Here is a 26960-nt window from a genome sequence, read left to right on the forward strand (position 1 = left end):
TGAAAAAGCCGTATCCGGAGGCAGATGTCGGCCGCCCTCCCTCCCGGCGCATGTCATGAACACCTTCTTCACCCTCCATCTCGCGGCGACCTGGATGCTTGTCGGTCTGATCTGGGTGATACAGGTTGTCGTTTATCCGCAGTTCCTCGGGTTCAAGGAGGCGGAGTTCCAGGCCTACCATTTCAGTCATTGCTCCCGGATCCGGCTCATCGTGGTGCCGCTGATGTTACTGGAGGCAGGCACCGCGGCCTGGCTACTTTACCAGAGCCAATGCTCGGCCGTCTTTCTGCTGGGGGTCGGACTGATCCCTGTGATCTGGCTTTCGACCGCCCTGTTGCAGACCCCCATCCACTCCCGCCTGAGGAGCGGCAAGGACAGGCGCCTTGTGCGTCGCCTCATCCTCACGAACTGGATACGCACGCTCGCATGGACAATCCGAGGCTTGCTGCTTAGCCTTACGCTCATGAATCATCACCTCCTGCTCTCTCTTTTCACTGTTGGCAGCCTGCTCCAGGCACAGACGGCCGTCATTCCAGCGGCTCCCGCGATCCAGACTGCCGATGGGATGGTGACGCTGCACTCCAGCGAACCCGGCACTGTAATCCTCTACACGCTGGACGACACGCCACCGGTGGCCAAATCAAACCCCTACGTCGCCCCAATCGACTTGAGTAGCGGCGGGCATCTTATGGCGGCGACTTTCACCGCCGACCGCCGGGCAGTCAGCAGGGTCGCCGAGGCCACCCTCGAACCGCTTCCCGGCCGCAAACCCCTTCCCAGCACGATGGTGCCCGTGACGCAGGACCGGAGCTGGCCGCAGTATGACTGGGCGAAGCGCCACGAACTGACCATCTCCGCGGTGAAGCATGCGAAGCCGCAGATCCTCTTTATTGGCGACTCGATCACTCATTTCTTCGGTGGTGAGCAGTTCGACAGCTATCCGCTGCGCGGCAAGCACACCTGGGATGAATTCTACGCGCCACGCAATGCCGGCAACCTCGGCTTCGGTTGGGACAAGACGGAGAACGTGCTGTGGCGTCTCCAACACGGCGCGGTGGACGGCATCGCCCCCAAGCTCGTCGTCGTGATGATCGGCACGAACAACAGCGGCAACCTGGGCCCCAACCACAGCGGCACCTGCTCCTCGCCTGACATCGCCGCAGGTATCGAGGCCATTGTTCTGGAACTCGAAAAACGCCTCCCGCAGTCAAAGATTCTGCTCCTTGGCATCTTTCCGCGCGGTGAGAAGCCAAACCCGCAGCGCGAGAAGATAGCCGAGATAAACAAGCTCATCTCCAAGCTCGACGGCACTCACAAAGTCACCTTCCTCGACATCGGCGCTAAGTTTCTGACGCCCGACGGCCTCATTACGAAGGACATCATGCCGGACTTCCTTCACCCGAACGAAAAAGCTTACCGCATCTGGGCCGAGGCCATCGAACCAACAGTGAAGAAGCTGATGGGCGAGTGATTCATTGCCGCGACCGCAAAAACGCGATGACGTTCGCAATTTGCTCGGGCTTCAGGGCATCACCGAGGCCGGGTGTCATCAGGGAAACGTTGCGCACGGTGCGGATGTCGGCGCGTTTGCGCAGGACAGTCCGTTCAATGCCGCCGGGCAGCTTCAAGGTGATGCTGGTGGGCGAATCGGAGGTGGTGATGCCGAGCAAGGTCTCGCCGCGACGCGTTTTGACCATCGTGGTGTCGTAATCGGGCCGTGCTGCCTCGCTGGGAAAGAGGATGTCGCGCAGGATGACCTCCGGAGCACGTTGGAACTCGGCATCGAGATCCGGACCGACGGCGACTCCGATGCCGTGGGACTTGTGACAAGCTCCGCAGATGGCGGTGAAAAGCGTTTTGCCCTCGGCGAGGTCGGGATTGTGCTTCAAAGCCTTCAAAATGGCCGGAACGCGTTTTTCCCATGCAGCGATTTGGTCGGCAGTGGGCGCGGTGGGAGCCGGAACGTCGATGGGGTTCGCGAGCGGCTTGGTGTCTTCGAGGCCGAGTTGGAGAATGTCGTGCGCTTTGCCCATTTTAACGACGGCGAGGCATTCCGTAATTTCTTGGACGTTTCCGCGAGCGGCGAGAATGCCGGCAAGATTGGTCATGACGGGCTCGCTTTGCCCCGAATCGGCTGCGAGGGCGAGAAGGAGGTCTTTTTCGATCGAGTGAGCCGAGCAGGCGATGGCGGCGTCCATCCAGCGAAGGTGGCCGAAGCGGCGTGCGAGGCTCAAAAGTGCCTCGCGTTGCGATCCGACGCTTACAGCGAGCTGAAGAGCGAGTTGAGGCTCCAAATCGGCCTTCAGATCGATTTTCGTGATGTCGTCGTTTTCGCGGAGTTGGAGCACTTTTGCGTCAGAGGCGCTGAGTGGCGGTTTGGACCATTTTTGTTTCGCTTCGAGGATCCACACACGTCCGCGATCCTGGCCGTTGATGAGGCCGTATTGCTGCTGGAGGTGCCGCGGGATGGCGGAGTAGTCTTCAATAATTTCGCGGTAGTAATCAACGATGGCCAGATGGCCTTGCGGGGTCTGCGTGAGCGCGATGGGATGAAACCACGCATCGCGTGAGGCCAAAAATTCGCGCTGTTCCTCGCCTTTCGCGCGCTGGAGCCGCAGGCGAGTGCCATCGCGCACGATGTCAGCGCGATGGATGAGGTTTTGCGCGGGTTCGCAGACGAAATACTGCCCACGCCAGACGATGGGACTGCAGGCGCTGGTGAAGTAACCGGACGCGTCGGCATCGCTGAGGCTGATCTTGCGGTAGAAGGCGAAGTATTCGGCATGCTGCTCCCGCTTCGTGCGCCACGGATGCGGTGCGGCGATGGGATAGACGCGTGTGTCATCGCTGGCCGGTCCATCGAGTGCCGGTGCGGCGGCATCAGGATTTCGCGCGAGGTATTTCCACGGGATCGGTGTGACGAAGAGCCCGGGATGCGTCGTGGTGGCGGTGAAGCGATCGCCGCCATCAGTAAAGGCCATGCCAGTGGTCTTCGTGCTGCCGCTGACGGGCTCGATGGCCGTGCCATCGGCGCGAATGCGGAAATCGGTGGGCGGAAGCTCGACGGGCTTTTTCAAATGCGGGCCGGTGATGGTGCCGGTGGCATTGCCACGGCCGAAATAAAGCCAGCCATCCGGTCCCCAAGTCGGTGAATTGATGCGCCGCTCGAGGATCGGCGTGCCGAAGCCGGTGAAGAGCTGCTCCTGCACATCGGCTTTGTCATCGCCATCGCTGTCTTTGAGGAAAACGATGTGCGGCGAGCAGGCGATGATGATGCCGCCATGGCCTGCGGCGATGCCGTGACATGGCGGCAGCCAATCCGCCCACACGATGGCCTTGTCCATGACGCCGTCGCCATCGGTGTCTCGCAGAAGCTTCACGGTGCCGTAAGTTTCGGCCTCGGCTTTCTTCTTGGCCTCCTCGCTGGCCTGAATGCGGCGCACTTCGAGGTCGAGCTGGCCGGATTTGTTCAGCTCATCGATGTCATACTGGCCTTCGAGGTTGTAGCCGTGCAGCTCGCAGACAAAGCAGCGGCCTTTGTCATCCCAGCATATGCCGCTGGGCTCGGTGATGAGCGGTTCGGAGGCGAGGAGGCGGATGGAGTAGCCATCCGGCACGGCGAATCGCTTCGCGCTCTCCGCGGGCGGCAGCGGCTTCGGAGCGTCATCGGGCAGCGGGATCTCGGCGGAGGAGACGACGGTGAGGAGAACTGGAACCAGAAATCTCATGCAGGGAATACAGCCTGGGTGACAAAGCTGTTTCAGCACTGACGTATGAGTGCGCATGCCAAGCCATGACCACGGCCATGCCTTCACCTTCATGAATCCGCGTGTGCGGGACGGTGTGGTCGTGCACAGCCGCCGCTCCGTGCTCAAAACGAGCCTCGCGGGCCTGGGCGGGCTCACGCTGCCCGGGTTGATGAAACTGCGTGCGGACGGCAAAGCAACGAAGAGCGGCAAATCGGTCATTTTGCTCTGGATGACGGGTGGGCCATCTCACATCGACACTTGGGACCCTAAGCCGGACCGGCCCATCGAGAACCGTGGGCCGTTCAAGACGATCAAAACGAAGCTACCCGGCGTGCGTATCTGCGAGTTCCTGCCAAAGCAGGCCGCGATGCTGGATCAGTTCACGCTGATCCGCTCCGTCGATTGCCGTTTCAGCAATCATGAGCCGAACATGGTCATGCAGACGGCGAATCTGACCAACGAGCCGCGCACGAACCCGAAGGCGAAGTATTTCCCGTCCTTCGGCAGCATCGTGGCAAAGCATCACGGCGCGAATCATCCGGCGATGCCGCCCTACGTCGTGCTGAACATGAAATCGCGCTCGCATGTGGCCTGGGGCGGTTACCTCGGCACGCAGTATGATCCGTTTGATGGCAACAACGCCTCCAAACTCTTCCAACTGCCCGCCGGGCTCAGCATGGACCGCCTTCACGCCCGCCAGACGCTCAGCCGACAGATGGACGGATTGCGCTCGGACATCGATGCGAGCGGCATGATGGGCGCGATGGATGCTTTCGGCCAAAAAGCCTTCGACATCGTCGCGGGTGGCCGGGCGCACGAAGCGTTCGATTTGGAACAAGAGCCGAAAAACGTGCGCGACCGCTACGGCGACCATGATTGGGCCAAACAGGCGCTGCTGGCGCGTCGTCTCGTCGAGCGCGGCTCATCCTTCGTCACCATCGACCTCAGCAATCACAGCGCGAGCGGCACCTGGGACAATCACGGCGACAACATCCCGCCCTACGGCGGCATTTGGAATGGATTGCGGCCGCTGCTGCCGGTTTTCGACCACGTCATCACCACGCTGGTCAGTGATCTGCGCGAGCGCGGCATGCTGGATGACACGCTGGTCATCGCGATGGGCGAGTTTGGTCGCACACCGAATCTCGGCACGCAAGGCAGCACGGATGGCCGCAATCACTGGCCCGTCGTCATGAGCATGTGCATGGCCGGCGGCGGCTTCCGTCACGGCCAGGTCATCGGCGCGAGCACGAAGGACGGCGCGGAGATCTCCGAGCGCCCTGTGACGCCGTCCGATCTCGCCGCGACGATTTATCATCACATGGGCGTGCCGCTGGATGCGACCTACATCGATCATCAAGGCAGGCCGAATTTCATCGTCGATGGCGGCAGGCCGATCGCGGAGCTGATTTAGATGGCATCTGGCGGGTGACGATTCCGGGGCCGAAAAACCACTTGCCGCAGCAGGGGTTGCCGGTAACATCGCGCCCCTTTTGCCGGGCCACGTTGGTCAAGCCAAAGGATTTCACCTCAAGCCAAATCGACCGGATCAGCCTCGCGGCTGAGCGTTTTGCCCCCAAAGCGTGCGGAAGAGAGGCTGTTCTATTATATTACACACATGTCCGCACAGATCCTTGCCGAGCTCGTCGAAGCCGGCGTTCACTTTGGTCACCAGACCAAGCGTTGGAACCCAAAGATGAAGGGTTTCATCATGGGCACCAAGAATCAGATTCACATCCTCAACATCGAGGAAACCGTGAAGCAGATCGACAAGGCCGCTGATTTCCTGGCCGACCTCGCCCGCAAAGGAAAGAAAATCCTCTTCGTCGGCTGCAAGCGCCAGGCGCAGGAGGCCATCAAGCAGGCCGCCGAGGCCTGTGGTCAGTTTTATGTCAATCATCGCTGGCTGGGCGGCACGCTCACCAACATGGAGACGATCAAGAAGAGCATCGCCCGCCTGAACTACCTCGAGGACATCGAGAACAAGCCCGAGTTCAAGCTCATGTCCAAAAAGGAGCTGGCCGGTCTGAACCGCGAGCGCATCAAGTTGGAGCGCAACCTGCGCGGCATCCGCCACATGGGCGGCAAGCCTGACGCCGTGGTGATTGTCGACTCCGCCCGCGAGCACATCGCCGTGCATGAGTCCCGCCGCCTTAACATCCCGATCGTCGCCCTCGTCGATACGAACGCCGATCCGAACATCATCGACTACCCGATCGCCGCCAACGACGACGCCATCCGCTCCATCCGCATCATCCTGCAGAAGCTGATCGACCCCGTCATCATCGCCGCCTCCGAGGCAAAGAAGTAATCCTCAATTTTTCATCCCCCCAACCCCAGACTGATCATGGCTGAAGAAATCTCCGCTAAAATCGTCATGGCCCTGCGTGAAAAGACCAACGCAGGCATGATGGATTGCAAAAAAGCCCTCGCAGAAGCCGGTGGCGACCTCGAAAAGGCCGAAACCATCCTCCGGAAGAAGGGCATCACGAAGGCCGGCTCCAAAGGCGACCGCCAGACCAAGGAAGGCATCATCGCCTCTTACATCCACATGGCGGGACGCATCGGCGTGCTCATCGAGGTGAACTGCGAGACCGACTTCGTCGCCCGCAACGAAATCTTCCAGGCCTTCGTGCGCGACATCTCCCTGCACATCGCCGCCGCTAGCCCGAAGTTCATCCGCCGCGAAGAAATCCCCGAAAGCCTCATCGCCAAGGAGAAGGAAATCGCCGCCGAGCAAATCAAGGACAAGCCCGCCGCGATTGTCGAGAAGATCGTGCAGGGCAAGATCGACAAGATCTTCGCCGAGCAGTGCCTCCTCGAGCAGGCGTTCATCAAGAACCCCGACCAGACCATCGGCGACTACGTAAAGAGCAAGATCGCCGAACTCGGCGAAAACCTCGTCGTGCGCCGCTTCGTGCGCTACGCCGTGGGCGAAGAGATCTGATACTTGCCGCGGAGATTCCATCAAACCTCAAGAAAAGGCGGTCGGTGACGACCGCCTTTTCCATTTTCTCCAAGTCCTGCCTGTTGGCCAGATGATGCTCGATTACTTGATATTTAGCTTTGCTAAAACACCTGCCTCGTGCCAAATTTCCGTAATTGGGATATTTCCCATGCGTGGCAACCACCCGTCTGGCTTCTCATGCCCGCGTCTCGTGCGCACTTCACCTCCATCGTTTCGCGGTGGTGCCTGAGTCATCCGGCACCAATGGCGGCAGCATGCTGCTGATCGGTGCCTGCGCGTCCTGAGCACTTTTCGGTTTCCTCCAGGCCAGAATCCTCCAATCTGCGTCCCCATTTTTTGCCCTTTCATTTCCCGTGAGTCTTTCCCATCCCACTGACGACCTTCGCATCGCCGAAATCCTGCCATTGATCCAGCCGGCGCTGCTCATGCATGAATTTCGCCTTGGAGAGCTTGAATCCGAGTTCGTCGAGCATTCGCGCAAACGCTGCGAGAATATTCTGGCTCTCAAGGACGACCGCCTGCTCGTCGTCGTCGGTCCGTGCTCGATCCATGATCCCAAGTCCGCGCTCGAATACGCCCAGCACATCATCGAGGCGCGGCAGAAATACGGGGCGGATCTTGAGATCGTCATGCGCGTCTATTTTGAAAAGCCGCGCACCACCGTCGGCTGGAAGGGATTCATCAACGACCCGCATCTCGACGGCACCTACGACATCAACAGCGGCCTGCGAGGCGCCCGCGACCTGCTCATCAAGCTCGTGAAGCGTGGCGTGCCCGCCGGCACGGAGTTTCTCGACACCATCACGCCGCAGTACATCGCCGATGTCGTTGTCTGGGGCGCGATTGGTGCCCGCACGACGGAAAGCCAGGTGCATCGCCAACTCGCCTCAGGTTTGTCCATGCCGGTCGGCTTCAAAAACGGCACGGACGGCGGTGTGCAGGTCGCCCTGGATGCGATTGAAGCTGCCAAGGGCCAGCACTGCTTCCTCTCCGTCACCAAAGACGGTGTCGCCGCCATCGTGAACACGAAGGGCAACAACGCCTGCCACGTCATCCTGCGTGGTGGCAAAGGCGGCACCAATTTCGACGCCGCCTCGATCAAGACCGTCGCCGACCAGCTCACCGCACGTGGCCTGCCCGCCAGCGTGATGGTCGATTGCAGTCACGGGAATAGTTTGAAGGATTACCGCAAGCAGCCCGTCGCTTCCGCTTCACTCGCCGAACAAATCGCCGCAGGCGGCAAGGCCATCACTGGCGTCATGGTCGAAAGCCATCTCGTCGAAGGCCGTCAGGACACGAAACCCGGCCAGCCGCTCACCTACGGCCAGAGCATCACCGACGCCTGTGTGTCGTGGGAAACCACTGCAAAGATGCTCGACGAACTCGCCGCCGCCGTCCGCGCCCGCCGCAGCAAATGAACTTCATCCGCAACTGCCTCGGAAGTCTAGCAAAGTGCCGCATCCTCGTGATCGGGGACGTGATGCTCGACCATTTCATCTGGGGCCACGTGCGTCGCATTTCGCCTGAGGCTCCGGTGCCGATCGTGGAAGTTACCAAGGAGGAATTCTATCCCGGCGGCGCGGCCAATGTCGCGCGCAATATCTCGCCCTTTTCGCCGCACACGCATCTCATGGGGCGCGTCGGCAAGGACATGGCCGCTGATCGCCTGCGCGCGCTGCTGATCGAAGACCGAGTCGATCCCGCGCCGCTTCTCGTCCACGAAACGCTCCCGACTATCTCCAAAGCCCGCGTTTCCGCGCGTCAGCAGCAGATTGTGCGGGTTGATCGCGAAAAACTCATGCCGTTGGCCGACAGCGAGCTCGCCGAGATCGAAAACCGCCTCCGCAAACTCGCTCCTGAACTCGACGCCATCATTCTCGAAGATTACGGCAAAGGCTTCGTCACTACGCCGCTGATGCAGTTGGTCGCAAAGATCGCCGCCGAGCACAAGCTCATCGTCACCGTCGATCCTTCGCCGCGAAATCCTCTGCCGTGGGCAGGTGTCTCGCTGGTGAAACCGAACCGCCTCGAAGCCTTCGCCGCCGCCGGGCTCGAAGATCATCTGCTTCCCGGCCCGCCGGTCGAAAACATGGAGCTTCTCGAAGTCGGTCGCGTTCTTCTCGGCAAATGGGATGTCGCCAGCGTGCTCGTGACCCTCGGCGAGCACGGCATGATGCTCTTTGAGCGCGATAAAAGCCCGCATCACATTCCGACGCGTGCTCGCGAAGTCTTCGATGTCTCCGGCGCGGGCGACACCGCCATCGCGCTGCTCACGCTCGCGCTCGCGGCGGGATTCACGCTTCAAGACGCCGCCGACATCGCCAATCACGCCAGCGGCATCGTCGTTGGCAAGCTCGGCACCGCCACATTGACCCCCGACGAGCTTCTCGCAGCCTTCTCGTGACATGAGCACCGATTTTTCCTCTCTTTTCAAAGCTCACCTCGGCGAGCACCAGGACGCTATCGCCAAACTCAGCGCGATGCACGACCAAATCGCCCCTCTGGCCGACGCGTGGCTCACCGCGTTGAAGAATGGCAAAAAGATCATCTTCTTCGGCAACGGCGGCAGCGCCGCCGACGCTCAGCATCTCGCCGCCGAGCTCGTTGTGCGTTATCGCATCAACCGTCCCGCGCTCGCCGGCATCGCTTTGACCACTGACACGTCGATCATCACCGCACACAGCAACGACTTCGGCTTCGAGACGCTCTTTGCGCGCCAGATCGAGGCTCTCGCACAGCCCGGCGATATCGCGCTCGGCATCTCGACCAGTGGTACGAGCAAAAATGTCCTCCTCGGCCTCCAGGCCGCGAACAAACGCGGCTGCGTCACCATTGCCTTCACCGGTGAAAAGGGCGCGGATTGCGCCGCCGAGGCCAGGCTCGCCTTCAAAGCACCTTCGGGCATCACCGCCCGCGTCCAGGAGTGCCATCTCCTTATCGGCCACCTCCTCTGCGATGTGGCCGAGCAAAGCTTCGCGGCGCCTTAAAGCCCGCGTCTCGCGTCCGTCATGGCCGCAGGCAACCACATCCTCAAAACCTTCTCGCTGGCCACCATGCTGCGCATGGCACGGCTGTTGTTGAGCCTCGTGCTCACCTGCCTGCTTGCTCGTCACCTTGGCGGAGCAGGTTTCGGCGAGCTCGCCGTCGCCATGGCGCTTGTGTCGATTCTGCTCAGCGTAGGAGAGCTTGGATTCTCACGCTACACCGTGCGCGAGATCATGAAGGACGGCAGCGATGCCGGCGACGTGCTCGGCACCACGATCACCGCGCGTCTCATCGTCTCCGCCCTGCTGTTCATCGGCCTGATCGCATGGATCGGCGTAAGCTCGCCGCACGCCTCGCTCCTCTACATCGTTTATGGCACACAGCTTCTCACTAATCCCGCCACCGAGGTGCTCGCATGGCTGGAGGCCAACGGCCGCGTCTCCAAAGCTGTCATCGCGCAGTTCATCGGCTTCCTTGCCAGCGCCGTGTTCATTGCCTTCGGCATCTGGAAAAACGAACCCTTGTGGTTCTTCGCGCTCACCTATGCGCTCGAAGGCTGGATCTTCATCGCGCTCAGCGCCTGCGCTTTCTGGCGCCACGGCGGACGCATTCACCTGCGGGCTTTTCAATTTTCGCGTGCCTGGGCTCTGTTCAGTCGCTCATGGCCCGAACTCGCCTCCCAGGCGGCGCTCATCCTTCTTTTCCGCCTCGACACCATGATGATCGAATGGCTGCGCGGCCCGGAGGAGGCCGGTGTTTACGGCGCGGCCGTCCGTGTCTCTGAAATGGCCTACTTCGTGCCCGGCATTCTCGCCACGCTCTTCCTGCCACGTTTGATGGAAGCCCGCCAGACTCAGAGCTCGAGCTATGACAAGCGTGTCATCGACTACTTCTCTGCTTCCGTCATGCTGGCATTCGCGGTGGCCGCCGGACTGCTCATTCTCTCACCGTTGCTGCCGTTTGCGTTCGGCCACGCGTTCGAGCGCAGCAGTGAAATGCTCCGCATCCACGCCTGGGCCTTCATTCCTTACGCGATCGGCATCGCGCGCACGCAAATACTCACCGTCGAGGACAAGCTCGCCGCGAATCTTCCTTCCGTTATCGTCTCCGTCTTCGTAAATGCCTGGCTCAACACCGAATGGATTCCCGCGCACGGAGGCGTTGGCGCCGCCTGGGCCACGCTCGTCTCCTACACGCTTGCGTGGATCATCTGGACCTACTTTTCACCCGATCTTCGCGCACACGTCTCCAGTCTGATGACCCGCGCCTTCATCGGCCTCCCACGCTTCACGCTTGTCCGGGCGCGTTCTCTTTTCACTCCAACTGAGAACCGCGAAGCGCGAACCGCGAACTAAAACATGCAAGGCAAGGCCCTCATCATCTTCCTCGGCGGCATCGGCGCGGTTTATGTCATGCTGTCCGTCCTGCTTGGCGGAGGGAACTCCATCGGCGCGCTCGCGCAGTTCCTCTCCATCGGCTCCTGCATCCTCGCCGTGTTGCAGCCGCGGCTCGCGCTCTACCTGATGGTCATCTATGCCGGCTACAGTGACCTGCTGAAGCGCATGATGGTCTTCGACGGCCACGTCACCATGAACGACGTGCTCTGGGTTCGTGCGCTCTGTCCGCTCACGCTGGCCGGCATCTGCCTCGGCACGCTTGTGCGCTCGCTGCATGACGGCTCGCTCTATCAAAGGCGCAGGCTCGTTTCGCTGCTCGTCTGCATCCTCGGCTTCATCATCTCCGGCGCTTCCGCCTTGCGCAGCGGTGGCGGCTTCAACGCGGCCGCCACGCAGCTCGCCGACGGCGCGGCCTACATGTTCCTGCTCTTCGTCGTGCCCTGCGTTTTCCGGAGACCGGATGAGATCATCGCCTTCATCAAATACTGCCTCATCATCTTCGTGCCTGTGGCGCTCTACGGGCTCAAGCAGCAGGTCTTCGGGCTCAGCGAGTTTGAAATCGAATACCTGCGCTCCGGACTCACCGTTCTCTCGAAGCATCTCGAAGACGTCCGGCCGCGTCCTTTCTCCACGCTTGTGGACAGCTCGCCATTCGGCACGAGCTGCGCGATCTGCGCATGCCTCGCGCTCATCGTGCGGCGCCATCATCGCGACACCGGCACGGGCTCCTGGGGCGTGCTGGGCTTCGTCCTGTTCGCGCTTTTCGTCGCCGGCTGCGTTGCCAGCATGACACGTTTTGCCAACGTGAACTGGGCGCTGCCCATCGTGCTGCTGCCTGTTTTGCGCAGCGCCCGCGGCACCGCGACGCTGTACGCCTCCGTCGTCGCCTTGTTCGTCACCGCCTGCGTTTACGCGCAGGATTTGATCAACTGGGTCACGAAGCTCACGCTCTGGGCTCTCGAAAACTTCGGAGGCACCGCCATTGGCGAGCAGTTCGTGCGCTTCTGGACCATCTGCGACCGTCTTGAAGGCATGCACGATCTCGCGCACAACCCGCTCATGTGGACCATGTTTGGCTACGGTTCCAAAGGCGCTGCCGACATGCATGAGGCGCGCATGGTCGCCAGCCATGACCTCATCTCAAACATGCTCCTTGAGATCGGCTGGCTGCCGCTGAGCCTCGTGCTCATCATCGCGGCGGTCGCGTTGCATTCCTTCCACCGCAGTGTGTGGAATCTGCGCGGATCGCCGATGTTCAGCATCTGCCTGTGGATGGTCGGCGTGGAGTTCGGTCTGCTCATTCACAACATTTTCGCCGGAAACGTCACCTCCACATTTCCGGTGAATTTCTTCTTCTGGTTTGTTGCCGGTGCTCTAAACGGCTGCATCGCGCACCAGGAAAGCCTGCGCGTGGCCTCGCGGCGCCGCGTCAGTCCCGTCCCGCTCCCGATGTCGCCGCATCATCCGGCCTTCACGCCTGTGCAAACCGTGCCGTTCAACCGCAGCCTGCCCCATGTCTGATTCCTCCCGGCTTGTGGTGCTTGCCCCCTACGCCCTGCGCGACTGGTCCGGCAGGCCGCGTCGTTACCTCGACCCGGCGCCCATGCCCTTTCGCTCACGGGCGATCATCGGCGCGTGGTTTGACAACGACGAGCAACTCGAACGCGACTACCACCGCCGCCAACGCGGCGCTGTGCAACGCCTCTTCGCCGCGTTCCGCCTTATCGCTCAAAACTACGCCGTGCTGCATCACGCACGCATGATCTACTGCCTGGATGGCATGCATTACGCCATCCTGGTCCAGCTTGCGCTCGCCGGACTTTTCCGCAGCAAGGGAAAAATCATCAGACGCCTCGCCTTCCACGACAGCGCCTGGAAAAATCTCAAAGACAAGCTCAAGCGCGCACCCGCCGCCTTCCAAGTCGAATGCATCACCCGTGAGCAGTTTGCCTCCGCGTCGCATGAGCTTGGCGCGCATCGCGTCATCTCGCGGCCGTGGAAAATCGACACAGGCTGGTTCCAACCCGCGCCCGATGTGCCAAAGACACGCGCAGTGCTGCCCGGCAACATCAGCCGCGACGAGTCCATCGTCGCGCCCCTGCTGCATCGCGGCATCTCCATCACGCGCGTCGCCCGTCTTGCCAGTTTGGAACAGCGCCACGCCGCCGAGATTGCCGACCCGCGCTTTGAACTCGTCACCAACGCCGCGCACCGCGACTATCGCGAGCTGCTTCACTCCGCGCCCGCCGTTCTGCTGCCCATTTTGCCATGCGACGGCTCCGCCGGCCTCACCGCCGCGATGGAGGCCATTGCCGCCGGAGTTCCCGTCCTCGCCAACCGCAGCATGGGCCTCAACGAGCTGTTCGACGACTGCCAGTATCCCGTCCCGATGCTTGAAAACCTCGATCCCGACGCCTGGGCGCGTGCCTATCAGCGGATCGAGGCTGATCACACCTCGCCCGATTTCATCGACGCACTCGAAAACTCACGTCGCCTGCTCGTCAAACATCACCGCATCCTGTCTGCGGGTGATGATTGGGCTCAAATCTTCGCCGCCGCCTGCGATGCCGAGGTCAACGCCTGCGAGGAAAGTCTCTCCGGGGCCGCGCAAGCCACATGAAGCCCGCTCTGCTGCTCATCAGCCATGCCTGCGCCGCGCTCGAAAATCGCAAGAAGGTCCAGGCGCTCGCCGCGCATTTCGATCTCGTCTGCGTCACCTCCACCATCGAGCAGCGGACCATCCTGGGCCGTCCGTCCTCTGATTTTGACAACGACAGCGACGAATCCTCGCGTCACTACCAACTCATCCGACTGCCACGCCGTGGCCATTCCGACACCACCTTCCGCTACGCCGGCCTCTCCGCTGTCATGCGTTCGCGACGCTTCGATGTCGTTCTTGTCGAAAACGAACCCTGGGCCTTCATCTGCTGGCAGTCACTGTTTTGGAAAGCCTTGCTGCAAGGCGACGCCCTCTTCGGCGAATTTACCTGGGAAAACGTCGAGCGTCCGAGTTGGAAAGGCCTTATCCTCGCCGCCATCTATCGCTTCATGACGATGACGACCGATTTCATCATCGCTGGCAACCAGGCGGCCGCCCAACTCGTGCAAAAGCGTGGTGCTCGCAAAGAAGCCGTTCACGTTGCTCCTCAGTTCGGTGTCGATCTCATCAATCACCAGCCCGCATCACCCGCCGAGCGTAAACAACTCCGCGAAGCACAACTCTTGCACACAGACGCCTTCATTATCGGCTACTGCGGTCGATTGACCGAGGAAAAAGGCATCAAAGAGCTGCTGCAGGCCTGCGATGAACTGCAAAACGTCCATCTCGCGATCCTCGGCTCCGGCAGGCTCGAAGGCTGGCTCAAGCAGCAGCAGAAAACGCGCCCATGGCTTCACCTGTTGGCTCCCCGCCCACATTTCGAGATTCCGAGCTTTCTTCGCTGCCTGGATGTCTTCGTCCTCGCCAGCAAGCCGGTGCGCACGATGGAACTCTGCTGGGAAGAGCAGTTCGGCCATGTTCTCATCGAAGCAATGGCCTGTGGCGTCGCCACGCTCGGCTCCAGCAGCGGCGCCATCCCCGAAGTCATCGGCCACGACGAAGCCATTTTTCCTCATGGCGAAGCCAAAGCCCTCGCTGAATGCATTCGACGAGTGATGAACGACACCAATCTCGCGAAAAGCCAGCTCGAACGTGCCCGCCAGCTTTACACGCACGACGCCGTCGCGGCCTCATGGGCCGGATTCATCCAACAACGCCTCGCCGCATGAGCACTTACCGCGACATCCTCTACCGCGACTACTCCGCCACGTTCGGCGCGCAGAAGGCGCTCGATGCCGGCGTTCAGCACGCCCAATACGAGGCCACCTATGATGCGTTGCCATCGAATCGTGACGCCACCGTCGCTGATCTCGGCTGCGGTAAAGGCGAATGGCTGGCCTGGATGGCATCAAAAGGCTTCTCAAAACTCACCGGCGTCGATCTCTCGCCCTCCGACCTCGCCATCGCACGTCAGAACGATTCTTCCCGCGCCTGGATCGAGGCAGACGTCATCACTTTCCTCGAATCGCAGGCCGGCACTTTCGATCTGCTTCACGCAAAGGACATCATCGAGCATTTCACCAAGGACGAGTTCATCCGCTTTCTCACCGCCGCCAAAAACGCGCTCAAGCCTGGTGGGGAACTGTGGCTGCTCACCTTCAATGCGCAGAGCCCGCTCTCTTCCGCCATCCGTTACGGTGATTTTACGCACGAGATCGGCCTCACACCCGCCAGCATCGCGCAATGCCTCCGTGCCTGCGGTTTTTCGCATATCTCCGTACAAGGCCGCCACTACTGCTCCAACTCCGCCAGCGGCCAGGCTCGTCGCGTCCTGGGCGAGATCTTTTTTGGTCTCTCCCGCCTGCTGTTGAAGATTCGTCACGGCGAAGCCGCCAAAGAACGCGCCATCGACCTGCACTGCACGCAGCCCGATCTGTTCACGATGGCCTGCAAAGTTTGATCACACGCTCATGCACCGCATCGACGCTCCAGCGATTCAAGCAAGCCATCGGTGCCTGCAGGTTCAAACAACGGTTCGCAGGTTTTGTCGGCAAATCGCAGGGCTGGCAGCTCAAGCGCGGCTCACGCAGCAGATCGAATCGTTCTCGATGCCACACCGGATCCCAACGCGGCGAGGACGGCCCGATCAAAACAACTCCCGGCGTGCCGCAGGCCGACGCGATATGCATCGGCCCCGAATTGTTGCCGACAAACACCTTTGCCCCGGCAATCACGCGTACCAGTTCATCGAGGGTTTTGGTTTTCACCTGCTGCACAGCGTCGCTCAATCCTGTCTCACCACCTTGCGCAATCCAGCGCACCGCATGCGTCTCCGCGAGACGATTGGCCAGATCGATGAAGTTGTTCAGCGGCCATCGCTGGTATTCCCGGCTCGCTCCTGCATGAATCACAATCGCACCGGCATTATCGCCGCCAAACGCGCTCAAATCCGGCGCGGGCATGTTCTCCGGCAATTCAAACTTCTCTCTGACAATGCGCCAGTTGTGCGAAGCCACCGATTCTTTTCCTTCCATCGCAACGCGATGATGCAGCAAAGCATTGAGGCTCACATGGGGCGTCTGAGGGCCGACGCGCAGCTTCGCACCGCTCAGCCGCGCCAGCAGATGCGCGACGTTTCCTTGGTCATCGCCGAGCAAACAAGCATCCGGCTTCAACCCACGAAGCTGGGCCGCCATTGGCATCAAATGCCACGGCTGGCGCCAGGCTCCGTTGAACCGGGCTGTTTCAAAGACGCGCAGCTCCACCTGCGGGCAGCAGACCTCGTACAAACGCGCCGCCGTCGTACTCGTGAGCACCACGATGCGCCAGTCCGGATGCGCGGCCACGAGCGACTGCACGACAGGCAGGAACACGACGTTGTCGCCGAGTTGGTTCACTTTGAAGACGAGCAGCGTCATGCTGGCAAACCCTACCATCACGCGTGACGGGCACGCAACGACTTGTGTCATGAACGTGGCACCGAAATGCCCGGCCTGCGATGCCTCCGCTGTTGCTGATCTCGGCCATGCTGGCGTGTGCCACCTCTGGCGCTGCGCCTGCGGACTTGTCTTCGCGGACCGTGCGACGTGGCGCGATCCGTATTCGAACAAGGACTACTACGATCCGGCGAATCAACCCGAGGAAAACTACCCGATGCGCATCACCGCCACCGAACGCGACCGAATCGCCAGCGTGCGCCGCTTCGTGCGCAACGGTCGTCTGCTCGATTTCGGCGGTGGCATTGGCAAAACGGCGCTGGCGGCTCATGCGGCCGGTTTTTCGGCCATCGTCCTCGAGGACAGCCACAAGGCGGTGAGCGATGGCATGGCGCATCATCCCGAGATCGTGTGGCTGGAAGGCAGAACGATCCCCGACAGCATCGGAGATGGCAGCCTGGACGTGATCACGCTTTTTCACGTGCTGGAGCACCTGCCTGACCTGCAAACCACGCTGGCCCAACTGCATCGCAAGCTCCGCCCTGGCGGCCTGCTGGTCATCGAAGTGCCGAATTGGGGGAGCCACATGCGTCGTTTGCGTGGATTGCAGTGGGAGTTCGTGCTCGATCATCATGTGAATCATTTCACCGCCGCCAGCCTGACCCGTCTCGTTGAAAACACCGGGTTCAAGCGCGCCGCGGTCGAGTTCCGGCGCACCTTTGCCATCAACGAGGCCCAGGCATGGAAGGAGCCGCTGAAGAAACTGCTCTGCATTCTTGGATTCGGCGACATCCTGCGCTGCTCCTTCCTCAAAGTCGCATGAAACGCAAATCCTTCATCGCCTGGATGATGCTGGCCGCCAGCCTCGTGCTGCTGATGGCCGTGCAGCCCTATGCGGCCGGCTATGGCAGTTTCCGCCGTACCATTCTGGCCGAGTTGCTCATGCGTTGGAAGGATGCGACATGGCAGCACGGGGCGCTGCTGCCGTTCATCGCCGGCTATTTGATCTGGCGTCGTCGGAACGATGCCGCACAGCTTCCTGAAACAGCCGATCACCGCGGGCTGGTGCTCATAGTCCTCGCTTTGTGCCTCTATTTCGCCGGATTCCGCGCGAACAACTTCTACTGTGGCTATGCGGCGGTGATGGCACTGCTCGCGGGTTCCTCGCTCTGGCTGGATGGGCGTGAAAGTTCACGTGGAAGGCTGTTTGCCTGGTTGATGCTCGGTTTCATGTGGCCCCTGCCGTTCCTGGAGGAGAGCATTGGCTATCAAATGCGTCTGATCATGGTGAGGGCGACCGGTTTTGTGTTGAACGCGGCAGGCATCGAGTCGCTGGTGTCCGGCACCGCGCTGCAATCCATGCCGAACCTCGAATTCGGCCGCAAGGCGGGCGAGTTGTTCAGCGTGGGCATCGCCGCGCCATGCTCCGGCATGCGCTCGCTGTTTGCGCTGCTCGTGGTGGGTGCGCTGTTCAGTTATTTCCGCCAGCGCGTGTTGTGGCGCAGGCTTGCCCTGTTCAGCGCGATTCTGCCCATCGCCATCGCCGCGAACATGATCCGGATCCTCGTTTTGATCTTTGCCGCGATGATTTTCGGACAGCAGTGGGCCATCGGCGACGCAGAGAAGGAGGTCTCCGCGTTTCATGAGGCGACAGGCATCGTGGTGTTCCTCGTTGCGTTGCTGCTGCTGCAGTCAGCCTCCTGGCTGCTGAACAGGCTTTGCGGCGGGCTCGGCTTCCGTCGCAGCAGCGTTGTTTCGCGTCAGATCATCTCCTCGGTGACATGATTGCGCGCTCGTTCATTCTTTTCGCCTTGTGCGGCATGACCGTGCTGCTGTGCCAGTTTTCGCCTCAATCGAAAGGCGGGGACGAAATCGGCCTCCGGGCTGATTTGCCGATGGTGGCAGGCAACTTCGTCGGCGAACCCGAGCCGGCGAGCGAGAAGGAGCGTTCCCTCCTGCCCGCGGACACGATCATCGTGAAACGCGAGTATCGCACGCCCGGTCGTCCGCTTGAGCGACGCGATCAGGCCCATGTCTCGCTCGTCATTGCCGGAAACGACAGTCGCAGCATCCATCGGCCCGAAGTTTGTCTCGACGGGCAGGGCTGGACCATCACGGACGCGCGTACACGCGAGGTCAAACTGCTCTCCGGGGAGATTCTGCGCGTGAGAGACCTCGCTATCGTGCGGGAGGTGCTGCTCAACGACGGCACGAAGCTGCCGCTGCGCGCGCATTACGTTTACTGGTTCGTCGGCGCGGACGTGAACACGCCGAGCAATCTCGAGCGGCAGCTCATCAGCTTGCGCGACAGCGTCTTCCGCAACGTGAACCACCGCTGGGCCTATCCGTCCGTGATGGCCCGCGTGACGAACAATTTGACACCACAGCAGAGCGGTGAGCGCAGCCGCGACGACGAAGAGACGGTGAAAATGATCCTCGCATTGATCCGCAGCCTTGCGCCGCACTTGCAGAAGGGTTTGATGCCGAATTCATGATCTCCACGCTGTACGCTTGTCTCCGGCCTTTGGGCCGTGTCGCGGTCGCCTATTCCGGTGGCGTGGACAGCACGCTCGTGCTGAAGGCTGCGCTGGATGCGTTGGGAGCGGAGAACGTGATCGCGCTGCTCGCCGTGTCTCCCAGCCTGCCGCAAAGCGAGAAGGACGAGGCGGTTTCACTTGCCCATCAGATCGGCGCGCGTCTTGAACTGCTGCCGACGGAGGAAACGAACGACCCGCAGTATCAGGCGAACGCCCCGAACCGCTGCTACTTCTGCAAGGACCACGTTTATCGCGCTCTTCGCCATTTTGCGGAGCAGAATGGCATCGCGCATGTGCTTGATGGCATGAACGCGGAGGACACGCTCGATGTGCGGCCTGGCCGTGCGGCGGCCCGTGAGCTGAAGATTCTCAGCCCGCTTCACGAACTCGGTTTCAGCAAGCAAGACGTGCGTGAAGCTGCGAAAGCACTCGGTCTGCCGAACTGGGACAAACCCGCCGCCGCATGTCTCGCCTCCCGGGTGCCCTACGGCGTGAGCGTGACACCGAAACTGCTCTCGCAGATCGAACGTGCCGAGGCGGCTCTGTTTGATCTCGGCTTCCGCGAGCTGCGCGTGCGTCATCATGGCGATGTCGCGCGATTGGAGGTGCCCGAGGCCGATTTGCCGCGCGCTTTGCAGCAGCGCGAGCAGATTACCGCCGCGCTGCGTGGCGTTGGCTACACCTACATCACGCTTGATTTGACCGGTTTGCGCTCCGGAAGCATGAACGAAGTGCTCAAAGCCCGCTCCACATGAACGAATCGAAACTCCGCGAACTCCTCGCTCAGGTCAGCGAGGGCAAGCTGCCGCCCGATCAAGCGTTGGAACGCCTGCGAACGCTTCCGTTCGCGGAGGCCGGCCAGGTGCTTGCGGACACGCATCGCGTCATCCGCCAGGGATTCCCTGAAGCCGTTTATGCGGAGGGCAAGACACTCACACAGACCACGGACGCGCTCACGGCGTTGGTCGGCGCGCATGGTTGTGCGCTGGCGACACGGGTGAATTCGGAAACGGCCGCGCTGTTGTTGCAACGCTTTCCCACCGGCAGCTACGACGGTGTTTCGCGGCTGTATCGAATCGGACAGTTGAGCGGCTCCTTTGCGTGCCCACCGGTTGCCGTGGTGAGCGCAGGCACGTCGGATCAGCCGGTCGCCGAGGAGGCGGCGCAGACGCTCGAATTCGCCGGAGCACGCGTGACGCGCATCAGCGATGTGGGGGTGGCTGGATTGCATCGCGTGCTGGCGCGGCTCGATGACCTGCGTGCCGCGAGCATGGTCATCGTGGTGGCAGGCATGGACGGCGCGCTGCCGAGCGTGCTCGGCGGGCTCGTCGCCGCGCCGGTCATCGCGGTGCCGACGAGCGTCGGTTATGGAGCGAGCCTGCATGGGATCGCGGCATTGCTGACGATGCTGAACTCATGTGCCAGCGGTCTGACGGTGGTGAACATCGACAATGGCTTCGGAGCGGCAGTGGCTGCGTTGCGGCTGCTGCACACACGGTTGGTCAGGAGTGGCACATGAGCAGGACTGATTTATAATTTCCATAAATTAGTGCTCGCGTTCTGCTGAAGTTCCTCTTAGCGTACTCAACTCGAATGAAGTCGCGTTGGATCATCGCCCTGTTTTCCACCACCCTCGCCGCCACGGTCTGGGCGGACCCGGTTTCCATCACGGGCGTGGACGACAACGGCTCTGCGGGCGTTTACGAAATCGGCGGCCAGAACTACTGGTGGCTGTGCATCGAGCCCGGCACGCCGACCACGATCAGTTCGACCATCACAGCGGACGCGTTGTTCTTTTTTGACGGCTGGGACCAGCAGAACACCGAGCGTCTTGGCATTTACACCGGCGATCCGAGCCTCTACACCACGACCATCCCGAAGCAGGTAGCGGTGATGGAGTATGTGCTCGACACCTATCTGCCCTGGAACACGCTCGCAGGAGCCTCCGGCCGTTTCGCCGAGCAGGACAGCAACTCGGCCAACTACGCGAACAACGACGCCTTCTACAACCCTCTGTTCGCCGTGCAGAACTTCCTCTCCGAGACTTATGGGAAGGCCGTGAAGAACGACTTCACCGACATGAGCGACTACATGGATTACTACTCGGCCGATTTTTCCGCCGCCGGCATCGCGCGGTCCGGTATCTTCCAGAGCATCCTCAGCGACGTGGCGGCAAAGGACGGAGCAAGTTTCTTTGACACCTACACCGCCCAGCATGGCTATCTCATCGCCAACACACTCTATCCCGAGGCGGATCCGAACAATTACCAGGATGCGCTGATCATTTTCTCCTTCGCCCCCGTGCCGGAGCCCGGCGGAGCGCTGCTGATCGCCTGCTGCGGTGTCGCGGTCATGTTGCGTCGTCGCCGGATGGTCGTGTAACTGGAGTTCGTTGCGTGTGGAACCATCGCGATGACCGTCGCGAAACGTCATGTCTCTCGAAGACACCCTCTATCCGCTGCTCAAGCTCTACGAAGCAGCCCCGCAGCCGGTCAAATCGCTGGCTGGCAGCGCGTATCGGGCCATTCCGGCCTCATGGCGCTACGGTGCGGCCTACGCGCGATTTCAAAACGAGGCACGGGCGGTCGAGAAGTGGGATGCGGAGCAGATTCGGCGGTATCAGGTCGCGGCGCTGCGTGATTCATTGATCGCGGCCTCGAAGGCACCGTTTTACGCGGAACGATTCGCTCAACACCGTGTCAATCCGGCGAAGTTCGAGTCGCTGGAGCAACTTGCGGACTATCCGTTGCTCACGAAACAAGATTTGCTGCTGCATCGCGAGCAGATGGTGAACCCGGAATACGACTCGAAGCAGCGGCTCTACATCACCACGGGCGGCTCAAGCGGCGTACCGGTGGGCTTCTATCTGCAGAAAGGCGTGAGCCGACCGAAAGAGCAGGCTTATCTCGAAGCGCAGTGGTCGCGGCGTGGTTATCGTGTTGGCGACCGCGTGGCGGTCATTCGCGGCGGCGTCACGTCCAGTAAAGCACGCGGCGGCATCAGTTATTACGATGCAACGCGAAACTGGCTCATCCTTTCCTCGTACCACCTCACGCCGGAGCGTCTGCCGGAGTATGTGGCCGCGTTGAACCGGTTTCGACCGCAGCATCTGCATGCCTATCCGAGCGCTGCTCTCTTGCTGGCACGCGGACTGGAGCAAGCAGGCTTGAGGCTCGATTTCCCGGTCACCTCGTTGCTCTGTGGCTCGGAAAAGCTCACATCGGAGTCACAGCAGCATCTGGAGCAGTTCTTCGGCGCCCGCGTCTTCCACTGGTATGGCCATAGCGAGCGCGTCGTGCTCGCCGCGCAGGGCCGCATCTCGAATCATCTGCATTTCTGGCCCTCTTACGGCTTCGTTGAGTTTGGTGAGGCGAATGCGGAGGGGCATCGCGAAATCATCGGCACCTCGTTTCACAATCACGTCATGCCCCTGATTCGGTATCGCACAGGCGATTATTGCCGAACTGCAAGTGACGGCGGGGAATTCAATTGGCCTTCGGTCGAAGCCGTCGTCGGGCGAGACTACGAGTTTCTCATCAGTGCAAGCGGACGACGCATCTCACTGACCGCGATCAACATGCACGATGACATTTTCGAAGGTCTTCTAGCTGTGCAGTTCTACCAAGAGCGTCCAGGCGAGTTGGAATGTCGCTATCAAACTGGCCCACGATGGCAAAACTCGCGCATTGAGCCAATACGCGCAGGCCTGCTCAGGAAACTTGGTGATGATTTTACGTTCACTCTGCGTGAGGTGACGGAAGTGGAAAAGTCGAGCGCTGGAAAGCACAAATGGCTGATCACAAGGCTGAAAGTATAAATTTGGACTTTAATCGATGAAACAACTCGCTCAATACCAAGACGGACGCTTGGAACTCCAGGACGTGCCCGCGCCGGTGCCGCCGCCGGGAGGTATTCTAGTGCGGACGAAGTGTTCGGTGATCTCGCCGGGGACGGAGCGGATGAAGGTGGAGCAGGCGCGGATGTCGCTGCTGCAAAAGGCGAAGGCGCGGCCTGATCAAGTGAAGAAGGTGATCGACACGGCGAAGACGCTGGGCTGGAAGGCGGCGCTGGAGAAAGTTCGCAACCGGCTCGAATCGCCGACGCCGCTGGGTTATTCGGCGGCGGGCGTGGTGGTGGCGGTGGATGAGCTGAACTCGCGTTTCCGTGTTGGCGATCGTGTCGCGTGTGGCGGGGCTGAGTGTGCGCATCATGCGGAAATGATTGCCGTGCCTGATCTGCTGGCGGCTCCGATTCCAGAAGGCGTTGAGGACTGGCAGGCGGCCTACACGACGCTGGCGTCGATCTCGATGGAGGCGGTGCGTCAAAGCGGTGCGCGGCTCGGTGAACGCGTGCTCGTGATGGGGCAGGGGCTGGTGGGCTTGCTGGCGACGAGCTTGCTCAAGGCTTCGGGCGCGCGTGTGATGGCATCGGATTTTGTCGAGGTGCGCCTGGATGTTTCCCGGCAGATGGGGGCCGAGCGCGTGGTGAATCCGTCGCAATCCAAGCTCGAAGACATGGTGCGTGAATGGACGAACGGCCACGGAGTCGATGCGGTGCTCCTCTGCGTCGGTGGAAAAGGCCGCGAGGCGGCGGATTCGGCCATCGCCTGCCTGCGCGACCGCGGCGTGATGGTGATCGTGGGCATTTATGACGCGGAATTGTCGTGGAAGACCGCCTACATGAAGGACATCCAGGTGCGCTACTCGCGCAGCTACGGCCCGGGTCGCTACGACCCGCAGTACGAGTGGGGCGGGCACGATTATCCCATCGGGCACGTGCGCTGGACGGAGAACCGGAATTTTGAGGCGTGTTTGGAACTGATGCGGACGGGGCAGCTTGATTTGAGGCCGGTGACGACCCGGAGGGTGGGCTTTGGGGATGTGTTGGGCATTTATGACAAGCTGGAGAGCGAGCTTGGCGTGGTGATTGATTACACAAATGACGAATTTCGAATGACGAATGTCGAATGTGACCAGCCATCCGGGCATTCGTCATTCGCCGTTCATGATTCGACATTCGCGACTTGCGCGACACTTGATGTGATCGGTGCAGGGAACTTCGCGCGAACCATGTTGCTGCCCCATGTGAAGGGGGAGATCGCGCTGGGAACGATTGTGAACGCCACGGGCCTCAGCGCCCGGCATGTGAAGGAGAAGTTTGGCTTCGCGAATGCGGAAACCGGCGCGTCGAAGGTGTTTGAGACGACAGGAGGCGCGGTGATGATCGGCACACGGCATCATCTGCACGCGCCTCTGGTATTTAAGGCGCTTCAGAGTGGCAAACAGGTGTTTGTGGAGAAGCCGTTATGCCTGGCGAAGGAAGAGCTGTCTCAGATTGATGAAGCGATGAACTACGGCACTGGCAGCGTGATGGTGGGATTCAACCGCCGTTTTGCTCCGGCCACCATGGCGATGATGGAGGTGCTGAAAACGATTTCCGGGCCGAAGACGCTGGCGTTTCATGTGAACGCGGGTGTTCTCGCGCCGGATCACTGGTATGCGAACGTGACGGAGAGCGGCGGCCGAGTGCTCGGAGAGGCATGCCACTTCTTCGACTTCGCCTGTCATGTGCTCGGCACCCCGGTGAAGGTGACGGCGCAGACGGTTGGCAGGCCGAAAGTTCCGGATTCGGTGACGGCGCAGATCGAATTCGCCGGTGGATCGTCGGCCCAAATCATCTACTCCGCGGAAGGTGACTCCGCATTTCCGAAGGAGTCGTTCCGCCTGTTTGCGAGCGGGCTGGTGGTCGAGTGCGAGAACTTCATGAAGCTCTCCATTTACCGCAAACGGAAGGAGAAGGTGATGAAGTTCGCATCGAAGGGACACGGGGAGGAAATAACGGCCTGGTTGGCCTTTTTGAAGGACGGAGCGCCGCATCCGCTTCCGTATGAGCAATCACGACAGAGCATGCTGCTGACGTTTGCCGTGCTGGATTCGATCCGGGAGGCGCGGAGCATCGAACTGTGATGAAGACGGCCTGGTATGCGCAAAGACTGCGCGCGATGAGCGTCGGTGAGATCGGGCGGCGGGTGCTTGAGCGCTGTGGACGCCTGCGCGAGCCGGAAGCAATGCGAAAAGTCACGTGCAGGCCTTGGGACGGCGCGTTTACCGATTATCCGAAGCTGCCATGGCGCGAACGCGTGCCCCCGGAACTGCGGAAGCAACTGGCCGTGGATGCGGAGAAGCTGGTGCGGGGCGAGTGGGAGCTGTTTGGCTGGAAGAGTGTCGAAGTCGGCGCGCCGCCGTGCTGGCATTGCGACGCGACGCTGGGCGTGGTGATTGACCCGGACATTCCAGCGCGAAAGCTCGATCACCGTCATCTGGAGCACGACGCGGACGCACGGGCGATCTGGGAGGTCAACCGCTGGTCCGAAATGACGCGCATGGCGATGCACAGCGCGCTGAACGGCGATGTGCATGCGATCCGTGTGGCCCAGCTCTGGCTGGAGGACTGGTGCGACCGCAACCGCCCCGGCCATGGCATCAACTGGACAAGTCCGCTCGAAGCAGCACTGCGTCTGATGAACTTCTGCTGGTTTGACGCGCTGGTGCGCGGCTGCAACGATCTCGAGCTCGCACGCCGCCAGGATGAGCTGACGGCCCGCATCGTTCCGGTGCATGCGTGGTGGGTGTGGAGGCGCAGATCATTCGGATCATCGGCGAACAATCATCTCATCGGCGAGCTCGCGGCGCTCGTGATGGCCGTTTCACGCTGGCCGGCTCTCGCACGCATGACCACGTCCGCTCAAAACGCCTGGAAACTGCTGGAGCGCGAGATTTTGCGCCAGTTTGCGCCGGACGGCGGCAACAAGGAGCAGGCGCTGCATTATCATCTCTTCGCGTGGGAGATGATCTGGCATGCTGGCCGGGCGGCTGACGGCTTGAAAGGCGAAGTTCTCGAACGGTTGACCAAGGCGGCGCAGTTCTTCGTGGATTTGGCGGAAACAGCAGATCCTTGGGATTTTGGCGACTCGGACGACGCGCAGGTGCTGCCTCTGGCGTTGAAGAGATCGAATGCCGCCGCGGAATTTCGCGGCTGGCTGCTCAAACGGCCGGAGGGAGCGTCGCTGCGCTTCTGGCTGGGCGATCCTCCGGCTGGTGTGAAGCCTTCCATGCGCAATCAGTGGCTGGTGCATGCTGAGAGCGGACACGCCGTCTGGCGTGACGGACGGTGGACAGCACGGCTGGACGCTTCGCCGCTTGGACTCGGCAGCATGGCGGCACACGGGCACCTTGACGCGCTGCATGTGTCGTTGTGGTTCGAGCAGCATGCGCTCGTGATTGATCCTGGCACAGGCGCCTACTACAGCAACAAGGCTCTGCGGACACGACTGGCCTCATGGGAGGCGCACAACGGCCCGGTGCCGGTGACGGGACGCGAAGCGCCGAAACGTCTCGGCCCGTTTTTGTGGTCGAAACATCACGACGCGCCAAAAACCGTGCTGCATGGCGACATCTGCGTGATGACTTTCGATCACGAGGGGCAGCAGGCTCGTCGCGCAGTGAATCTGGTGGAGGGCCACATCGAGATTTGCGACGAGGTTGGGGGCGAATCCGCGCATGTGGTGACGTGGCAGCTTGCACCCGGCTGGCAGGTCAAGCCGCAACGCACGGGGGGCTTTGTCTGCACGCACCCGGAGTCGATCCCTGTCCAGGTGACGATCAACAGCGATCATCTGGAGTCATGCGAGCTTGTGGAGTGCGAGGCGTCGCCACATTTTCGTGAGCTGGTGACCACGCAGGCTGTGAAGGTGACATTCAAAGGCACGCTGACGACGATCTGGCGAAAGTCCGAGTGATTTGAGCTCGAGTTTGAGCTGAGCACGAGGCGCGGGAGATGATCCCGCGCC

At 61.2% G+C, this 26960-nt stretch carries 23 protein-coding genes; 21 read left to right on the forward strand and 2 right to left on the reverse strand.

Translation table 11 applies throughout. The features are described 5' to 3' along the window. Positions 1–55 precede the first annotated feature (55 nt). Positions 56–1471 carry a GDSL-type esterase/lipase family protein gene (locus ACILSE_RS07195; RefSeq protein WP_395716693.1) on the forward strand — a complete coding sequence of 472 codons (1416 nt, stop codon included), beginning with the start codon at positions 56–58 and terminating at the stop codon, positions 1469–1471. A 1-nt stretch (position 1472) separates the two neighbouring features. Here ACILSE_RS07195 and ACILSE_RS07200 read toward each other — a convergent pair whose 3' ends face one another. Then, a complete protein-coding gene (locus ACILSE_RS07200) occupies positions 1473–3728 on the reverse strand; it encodes a PVC-type heme-binding CxxCH protein (RefSeq protein WP_395716694.1) in 2256 nt (751 codons plus the stop codon). 55 nt (positions 3729–3783) lie between these two features. Between ACILSE_RS07200 and ACILSE_RS07205 the strand changes: the two genes are divergently transcribed. The 11 genes from ACILSE_RS07205 (at position 3784) to ACILSE_RS07255 (ending at position 15598) form a co-directional block, all read left to right on the forward strand. Further along, positions 3784–5163, forward strand: a complete 1380-nt coding sequence (locus tag ACILSE_RS07205; RefSeq protein WP_395716695.1) for a DUF1501 domain-containing protein — start codon at positions 3784–3786, stop codon at positions 5161–5163. A 204-nt stretch (positions 5164–5367) separates the two neighbouring features. Then, the gene (gene rpsB, locus ACILSE_RS07210) at positions 5368–6060 is read left to right on the forward strand and encodes a 30S ribosomal protein S2 (protein ID WP_395716696.1); all 693 of its coding nucleotides are present in this window, start codon (positions 5368–5370) and stop codon (positions 6058–6060) included. Between the two features lie 36 nt (positions 6061–6096). After that, positions 6097–6696: a translation elongation factor Ts gene (gene tsf / locus ACILSE_RS07215; RefSeq protein WP_395716697.1), complete on the forward strand. Its 600-nt coding sequence runs from the start codon at positions 6097–6099 to the stop codon at positions 6694–6696. Between the two features lie 374 nt (positions 6697–7070). Then, positions 7071–8135 (forward strand): 3-deoxy-7-phosphoheptulonate synthase, encoded by a 1065-nt coding sequence (locus ACILSE_RS07220; protein ID WP_395716698.1) that lies wholly within the window; start codon positions 7071–7073, stop codon positions 8133–8135. Beyond that, complete coding sequence (locus tag ACILSE_RS07225) at positions 8132–9121, forward strand: bifunctional heptose 7-phosphate kinase/heptose 1-phosphate adenyltransferase (RefSeq protein ID WP_395716699.1); 990 nt, start codon at positions 8132–8134, stop codon at positions 9119–9121. Before ACILSE_RS07220 ends, ACILSE_RS07225 begins: the two co-directional genes overlap by 4 nt. 1 nt (position 9122) lies before the next feature. Further along, entirely contained in the window at positions 9123–9704 is a 582-nt protein-coding gene (locus tag ACILSE_RS07230; protein WP_395716700.1) for an SIS domain-containing protein, read from the forward strand. 21 nt (positions 9705–9725) lie between these two features. Further along, on the forward strand, positions 9726–11057 hold the full coding sequence (locus ACILSE_RS07235; protein ID WP_395716701.1) for a flippase: 1332 nt from the start codon (positions 9726–9728) through the stop codon (positions 11055–11057). Positions 11058–11060: 3 nt separating this feature from the next. Continuing rightward, on the forward strand, positions 11061–12620 hold the full coding sequence (locus ACILSE_RS07240) for a hypothetical protein (protein WP_395716702.1): 1560 nt from the start codon (positions 11061–11063) through the stop codon (positions 12618–12620). After that, the gene (locus ACILSE_RS07245) at positions 12613–13719 is read left to right on the forward strand and encodes a glycosyltransferase (RefSeq protein WP_395716703.1); all 1107 of its coding nucleotides are present in this window, start codon (positions 12613–12615) and stop codon (positions 13717–13719) included. The genes ACILSE_RS07240 and ACILSE_RS07245 overlap by 8 nt, the downstream gene beginning before the upstream one ends. Then, positions 13716–14867, forward strand: coding sequence for a glycosyltransferase (locus ACILSE_RS07250; protein ID WP_395716704.1), 1152 nt, complete (start codon positions 13716–13718; stop codon positions 14865–14867). The genes ACILSE_RS07245 and ACILSE_RS07250 overlap by 4 nt, the downstream gene beginning before the upstream one ends. Next, the gene (locus tag ACILSE_RS07255; protein WP_395716705.1) at positions 14864–15598 is read left to right on the forward strand and encodes a class I SAM-dependent DNA methyltransferase; all 735 of its coding nucleotides are present in this window, start codon (positions 14864–14866) and stop codon (positions 15596–15598) included. The genes ACILSE_RS07250 and ACILSE_RS07255 overlap by 4 nt, the downstream gene beginning before the upstream one ends. Here the strand turns inward: ACILSE_RS07255 and ACILSE_RS07260 are convergent. Then, complete coding sequence (locus ACILSE_RS07260) at positions 15576–16607, reverse strand: glycosyltransferase family 9 protein (RefSeq protein ID WP_395716706.1); 1032 nt, start codon at positions 16605–16607, stop codon at positions 15576–15578. The genes ACILSE_RS07255 and ACILSE_RS07260 overlap by 23 nt on opposite strands. On the opposite strand from ACILSE_RS07260, the gene ACILSE_RS07265 reads away from it, so the two are divergent. The 9 genes from ACILSE_RS07265 to ACILSE_RS07305 all read left to right on the forward strand — a co-directional run bounded on the left by ACILSE_RS07265 (position 16606) and on the right by ACILSE_RS07305 (position 26909). After that, positions 16606–17397, forward strand: a complete 792-nt coding sequence (locus tag ACILSE_RS07265) for a class I SAM-dependent methyltransferase (protein WP_395716707.1) — start codon at positions 16606–16608, stop codon at positions 17395–17397. The genes ACILSE_RS07260 and ACILSE_RS07265 overlap by 2 nt on opposite strands. Beyond that, a complete protein-coding gene (locus ACILSE_RS07270) occupies positions 17394–18359 on the forward strand; it encodes an exosortase/archaeosortase family protein (RefSeq protein ID WP_395716708.1) in 966 nt (321 codons plus the stop codon). The genes ACILSE_RS07265 and ACILSE_RS07270 overlap by 4 nt, the downstream gene beginning before the upstream one ends. Next, positions 18356–19069: an exosortase-associated EpsI family protein gene (locus tag ACILSE_RS07275; RefSeq protein ID WP_395716709.1), complete on the forward strand. Its 714-nt coding sequence runs from the start codon at positions 18356–18358 to the stop codon at positions 19067–19069. The genes ACILSE_RS07270 and ACILSE_RS07275 overlap by 4 nt, the downstream gene beginning before the upstream one ends. After that, entirely contained in the window at positions 19066–19866 is an 801-nt protein-coding gene (gene larE, locus ACILSE_RS07280; RefSeq protein WP_395716710.1) for an ATP-dependent sacrificial sulfur transferase LarE, read from the forward strand. Before ACILSE_RS07275 ends, larE begins: the two co-directional genes overlap by 4 nt. Next, the gene (gene larB / locus ACILSE_RS07285) at positions 19863–20630 is read left to right on the forward strand and encodes a nickel pincer cofactor biosynthesis protein LarB (RefSeq protein WP_395716711.1); all 768 of its coding nucleotides are present in this window, start codon (positions 19863–19865) and stop codon (positions 20628–20630) included. The genes larE and larB overlap by 4 nt, the downstream gene beginning before the upstream one ends. Before the next feature lie 74 nt (positions 20631–20704). Continuing rightward, positions 20705–21493, forward strand: a complete 789-nt coding sequence (locus tag ACILSE_RS07290; RefSeq protein WP_395716712.1) for a hypothetical protein — start codon at positions 20705–20707, stop codon at positions 21491–21493. A gap of 49 nt (positions 21494–21542) precedes the next feature. Further along, positions 21543–22928 carry a phenylacetate--CoA ligase family protein gene (locus ACILSE_RS07295; protein WP_395716713.1) on the forward strand — a complete coding sequence of 462 codons (1386 nt, stop codon included), beginning with the start codon at positions 21543–21545 and terminating at the stop codon, positions 22926–22928. Between the two features lie 16 nt (positions 22929–22944). After that, on the forward strand, positions 22945–25077 hold the full coding sequence (locus ACILSE_RS07300) for a bi-domain-containing oxidoreductase (protein WP_395716714.1): 2133 nt from the start codon (positions 22945–22947) through the stop codon (positions 25075–25077). Beyond that, positions 25077–26909: a heparinase II/III family protein gene (locus ACILSE_RS07305; protein WP_395716715.1), complete on the forward strand. Its 1833-nt coding sequence runs from the start codon at positions 25077–25079 to the stop codon at positions 26907–26909. Before ACILSE_RS07300 ends, ACILSE_RS07305 begins: the two co-directional genes overlap by 1 nt. The last annotated feature ends 51 nt before the right edge of the window (positions 26910–26960 follow it).

The sequence above is a fragment of the Prosthecobacter sp. genome (assembly GCF_044236155.1).
Classification (GTDB): Bacteria; Verrucomicrobiota; Verrucomicrobiia; order Verrucomicrobiales; family Verrucomicrobiaceae; genus Prosthecobacter.

What these genes read in the sequence shown, in the direction of transcription:
- ACILSE_RS07195 (WP_395716693.1), top strand. Translation starts at nt 56, where the DNA reads ATGAACACCTTCTTCACCCTCCATCTCGCGGCGACCTGGATGCTTGTC.
- ACILSE_RS07200 (WP_395716694.1), bottom strand. Translation starts at nt 3,728, where the DNA reads ATGAGATTTCTGGTTCCAGTTCTCCTCACCGTCGTCTCCTCCGCCGAG.
- ACILSE_RS07205 (WP_395716695.1), top strand. Translation starts at nt 3,784, where the DNA reads ATGCCAAGCCATGACCACGGCCATGCCTTCACCTTCATGAATCCGCGT.
- rpsB (WP_395716696.1), top strand. Translation starts at nt 5,368, where the DNA reads ATGTCCGCACAGATCCTTGCCGAGCTCGTCGAAGCCGGCGTTCACTTT.
- tsf (WP_395716697.1), top strand. Translation starts at nt 6,097, where the DNA reads ATGGCTGAAGAAATCTCCGCTAAAATCGTCATGGCCCTGCGTGAAAAG.
- ACILSE_RS07225 (WP_395716699.1), top strand. Translation starts at nt 8,132, where the DNA reads ATGAACTTCATCCGCAACTGCCTCGGAAGTCTAGCAAAGTGCCGCATC.
- ACILSE_RS07230 (WP_395716700.1), top strand. Translation starts at nt 9,123, where the DNA reads ATGAGCACCGATTTTTCCTCTCTTTTCAAAGCTCACCTCGGCGAGCAC.
- ACILSE_RS07235 (WP_395716701.1), top strand. Translation starts at nt 9,726, where the DNA reads ATGGCCGCAGGCAACCACATCCTCAAAACCTTCTCGCTGGCCACCATG.
- ACILSE_RS07240 (WP_395716702.1), top strand. Translation starts at nt 11,061, where the DNA reads ATGCAAGGCAAGGCCCTCATCATCTTCCTCGGCGGCATCGGCGCGGTT.
- ACILSE_RS07245 (WP_395716703.1), top strand. Translation starts at nt 12,613, where the DNA reads ATGTCTGATTCCTCCCGGCTTGTGGTGCTTGCCCCCTACGCCCTGCGC.
- ACILSE_RS07250 (WP_395716704.1), top strand. Translation starts at nt 13,716, where the DNA reads ATGAAGCCCGCTCTGCTGCTCATCAGCCATGCCTGCGCCGCGCTCGAA.
- ACILSE_RS07255 (WP_395716705.1), top strand. Translation starts at nt 14,864, where the DNA reads ATGAGCACTTACCGCGACATCCTCTACCGCGACTACTCCGCCACGTTC.
- ACILSE_RS07265 (WP_395716707.1), top strand. Translation starts at nt 16,606, where the DNA reads ATGAACGTGGCACCGAAATGCCCGGCCTGCGATGCCTCCGCTGTTGCT.
- ACILSE_RS07260 (WP_395716706.1), bottom strand. Translation starts at nt 16,607, where the DNA reads ATGACACAAGTCGTTGCGTGCCCGTCACGCGTGATGGTAGGGTTTGCC.
- ACILSE_RS07270 (WP_395716708.1), top strand. Translation starts at nt 17,394, where the DNA reads ATGAAACGCAAATCCTTCATCGCCTGGATGATGCTGGCCGCCAGCCTC.
- ACILSE_RS07275 (WP_395716709.1), top strand. Translation starts at nt 18,356, where the DNA reads ATGATTGCGCGCTCGTTCATTCTTTTCGCCTTGTGCGGCATGACCGTG.
- larE (WP_395716710.1), top strand. Translation starts at nt 19,066, where the DNA reads ATGATCTCCACGCTGTACGCTTGTCTCCGGCCTTTGGGCCGTGTCGCG.
- larB (WP_395716711.1), top strand. Translation starts at nt 19,863, where the DNA reads ATGAACGAATCGAAACTCCGCGAACTCCTCGCTCAGGTCAGCGAGGGC.
- ACILSE_RS07290 (WP_395716712.1), top strand. Translation starts at nt 20,705, where the DNA reads ATGAAGTCGCGTTGGATCATCGCCCTGTTTTCCACCACCCTCGCCGCC.
- ACILSE_RS07295 (WP_395716713.1), top strand. Translation starts at nt 21,543, where the DNA reads ATGTCTCTCGAAGACACCCTCTATCCGCTGCTCAAGCTCTACGAAGCA.
- ACILSE_RS07300 (WP_395716714.1), top strand. Translation starts at nt 22,945, where the DNA reads ATGAAACAACTCGCTCAATACCAAGACGGACGCTTGGAACTCCAGGAC.
- ACILSE_RS07305 (WP_395716715.1), top strand. Translation starts at nt 25,077, where the DNA reads ATGAAGACGGCCTGGTATGCGCAAAGACTGCGCGCGATGAGCGTCGGT.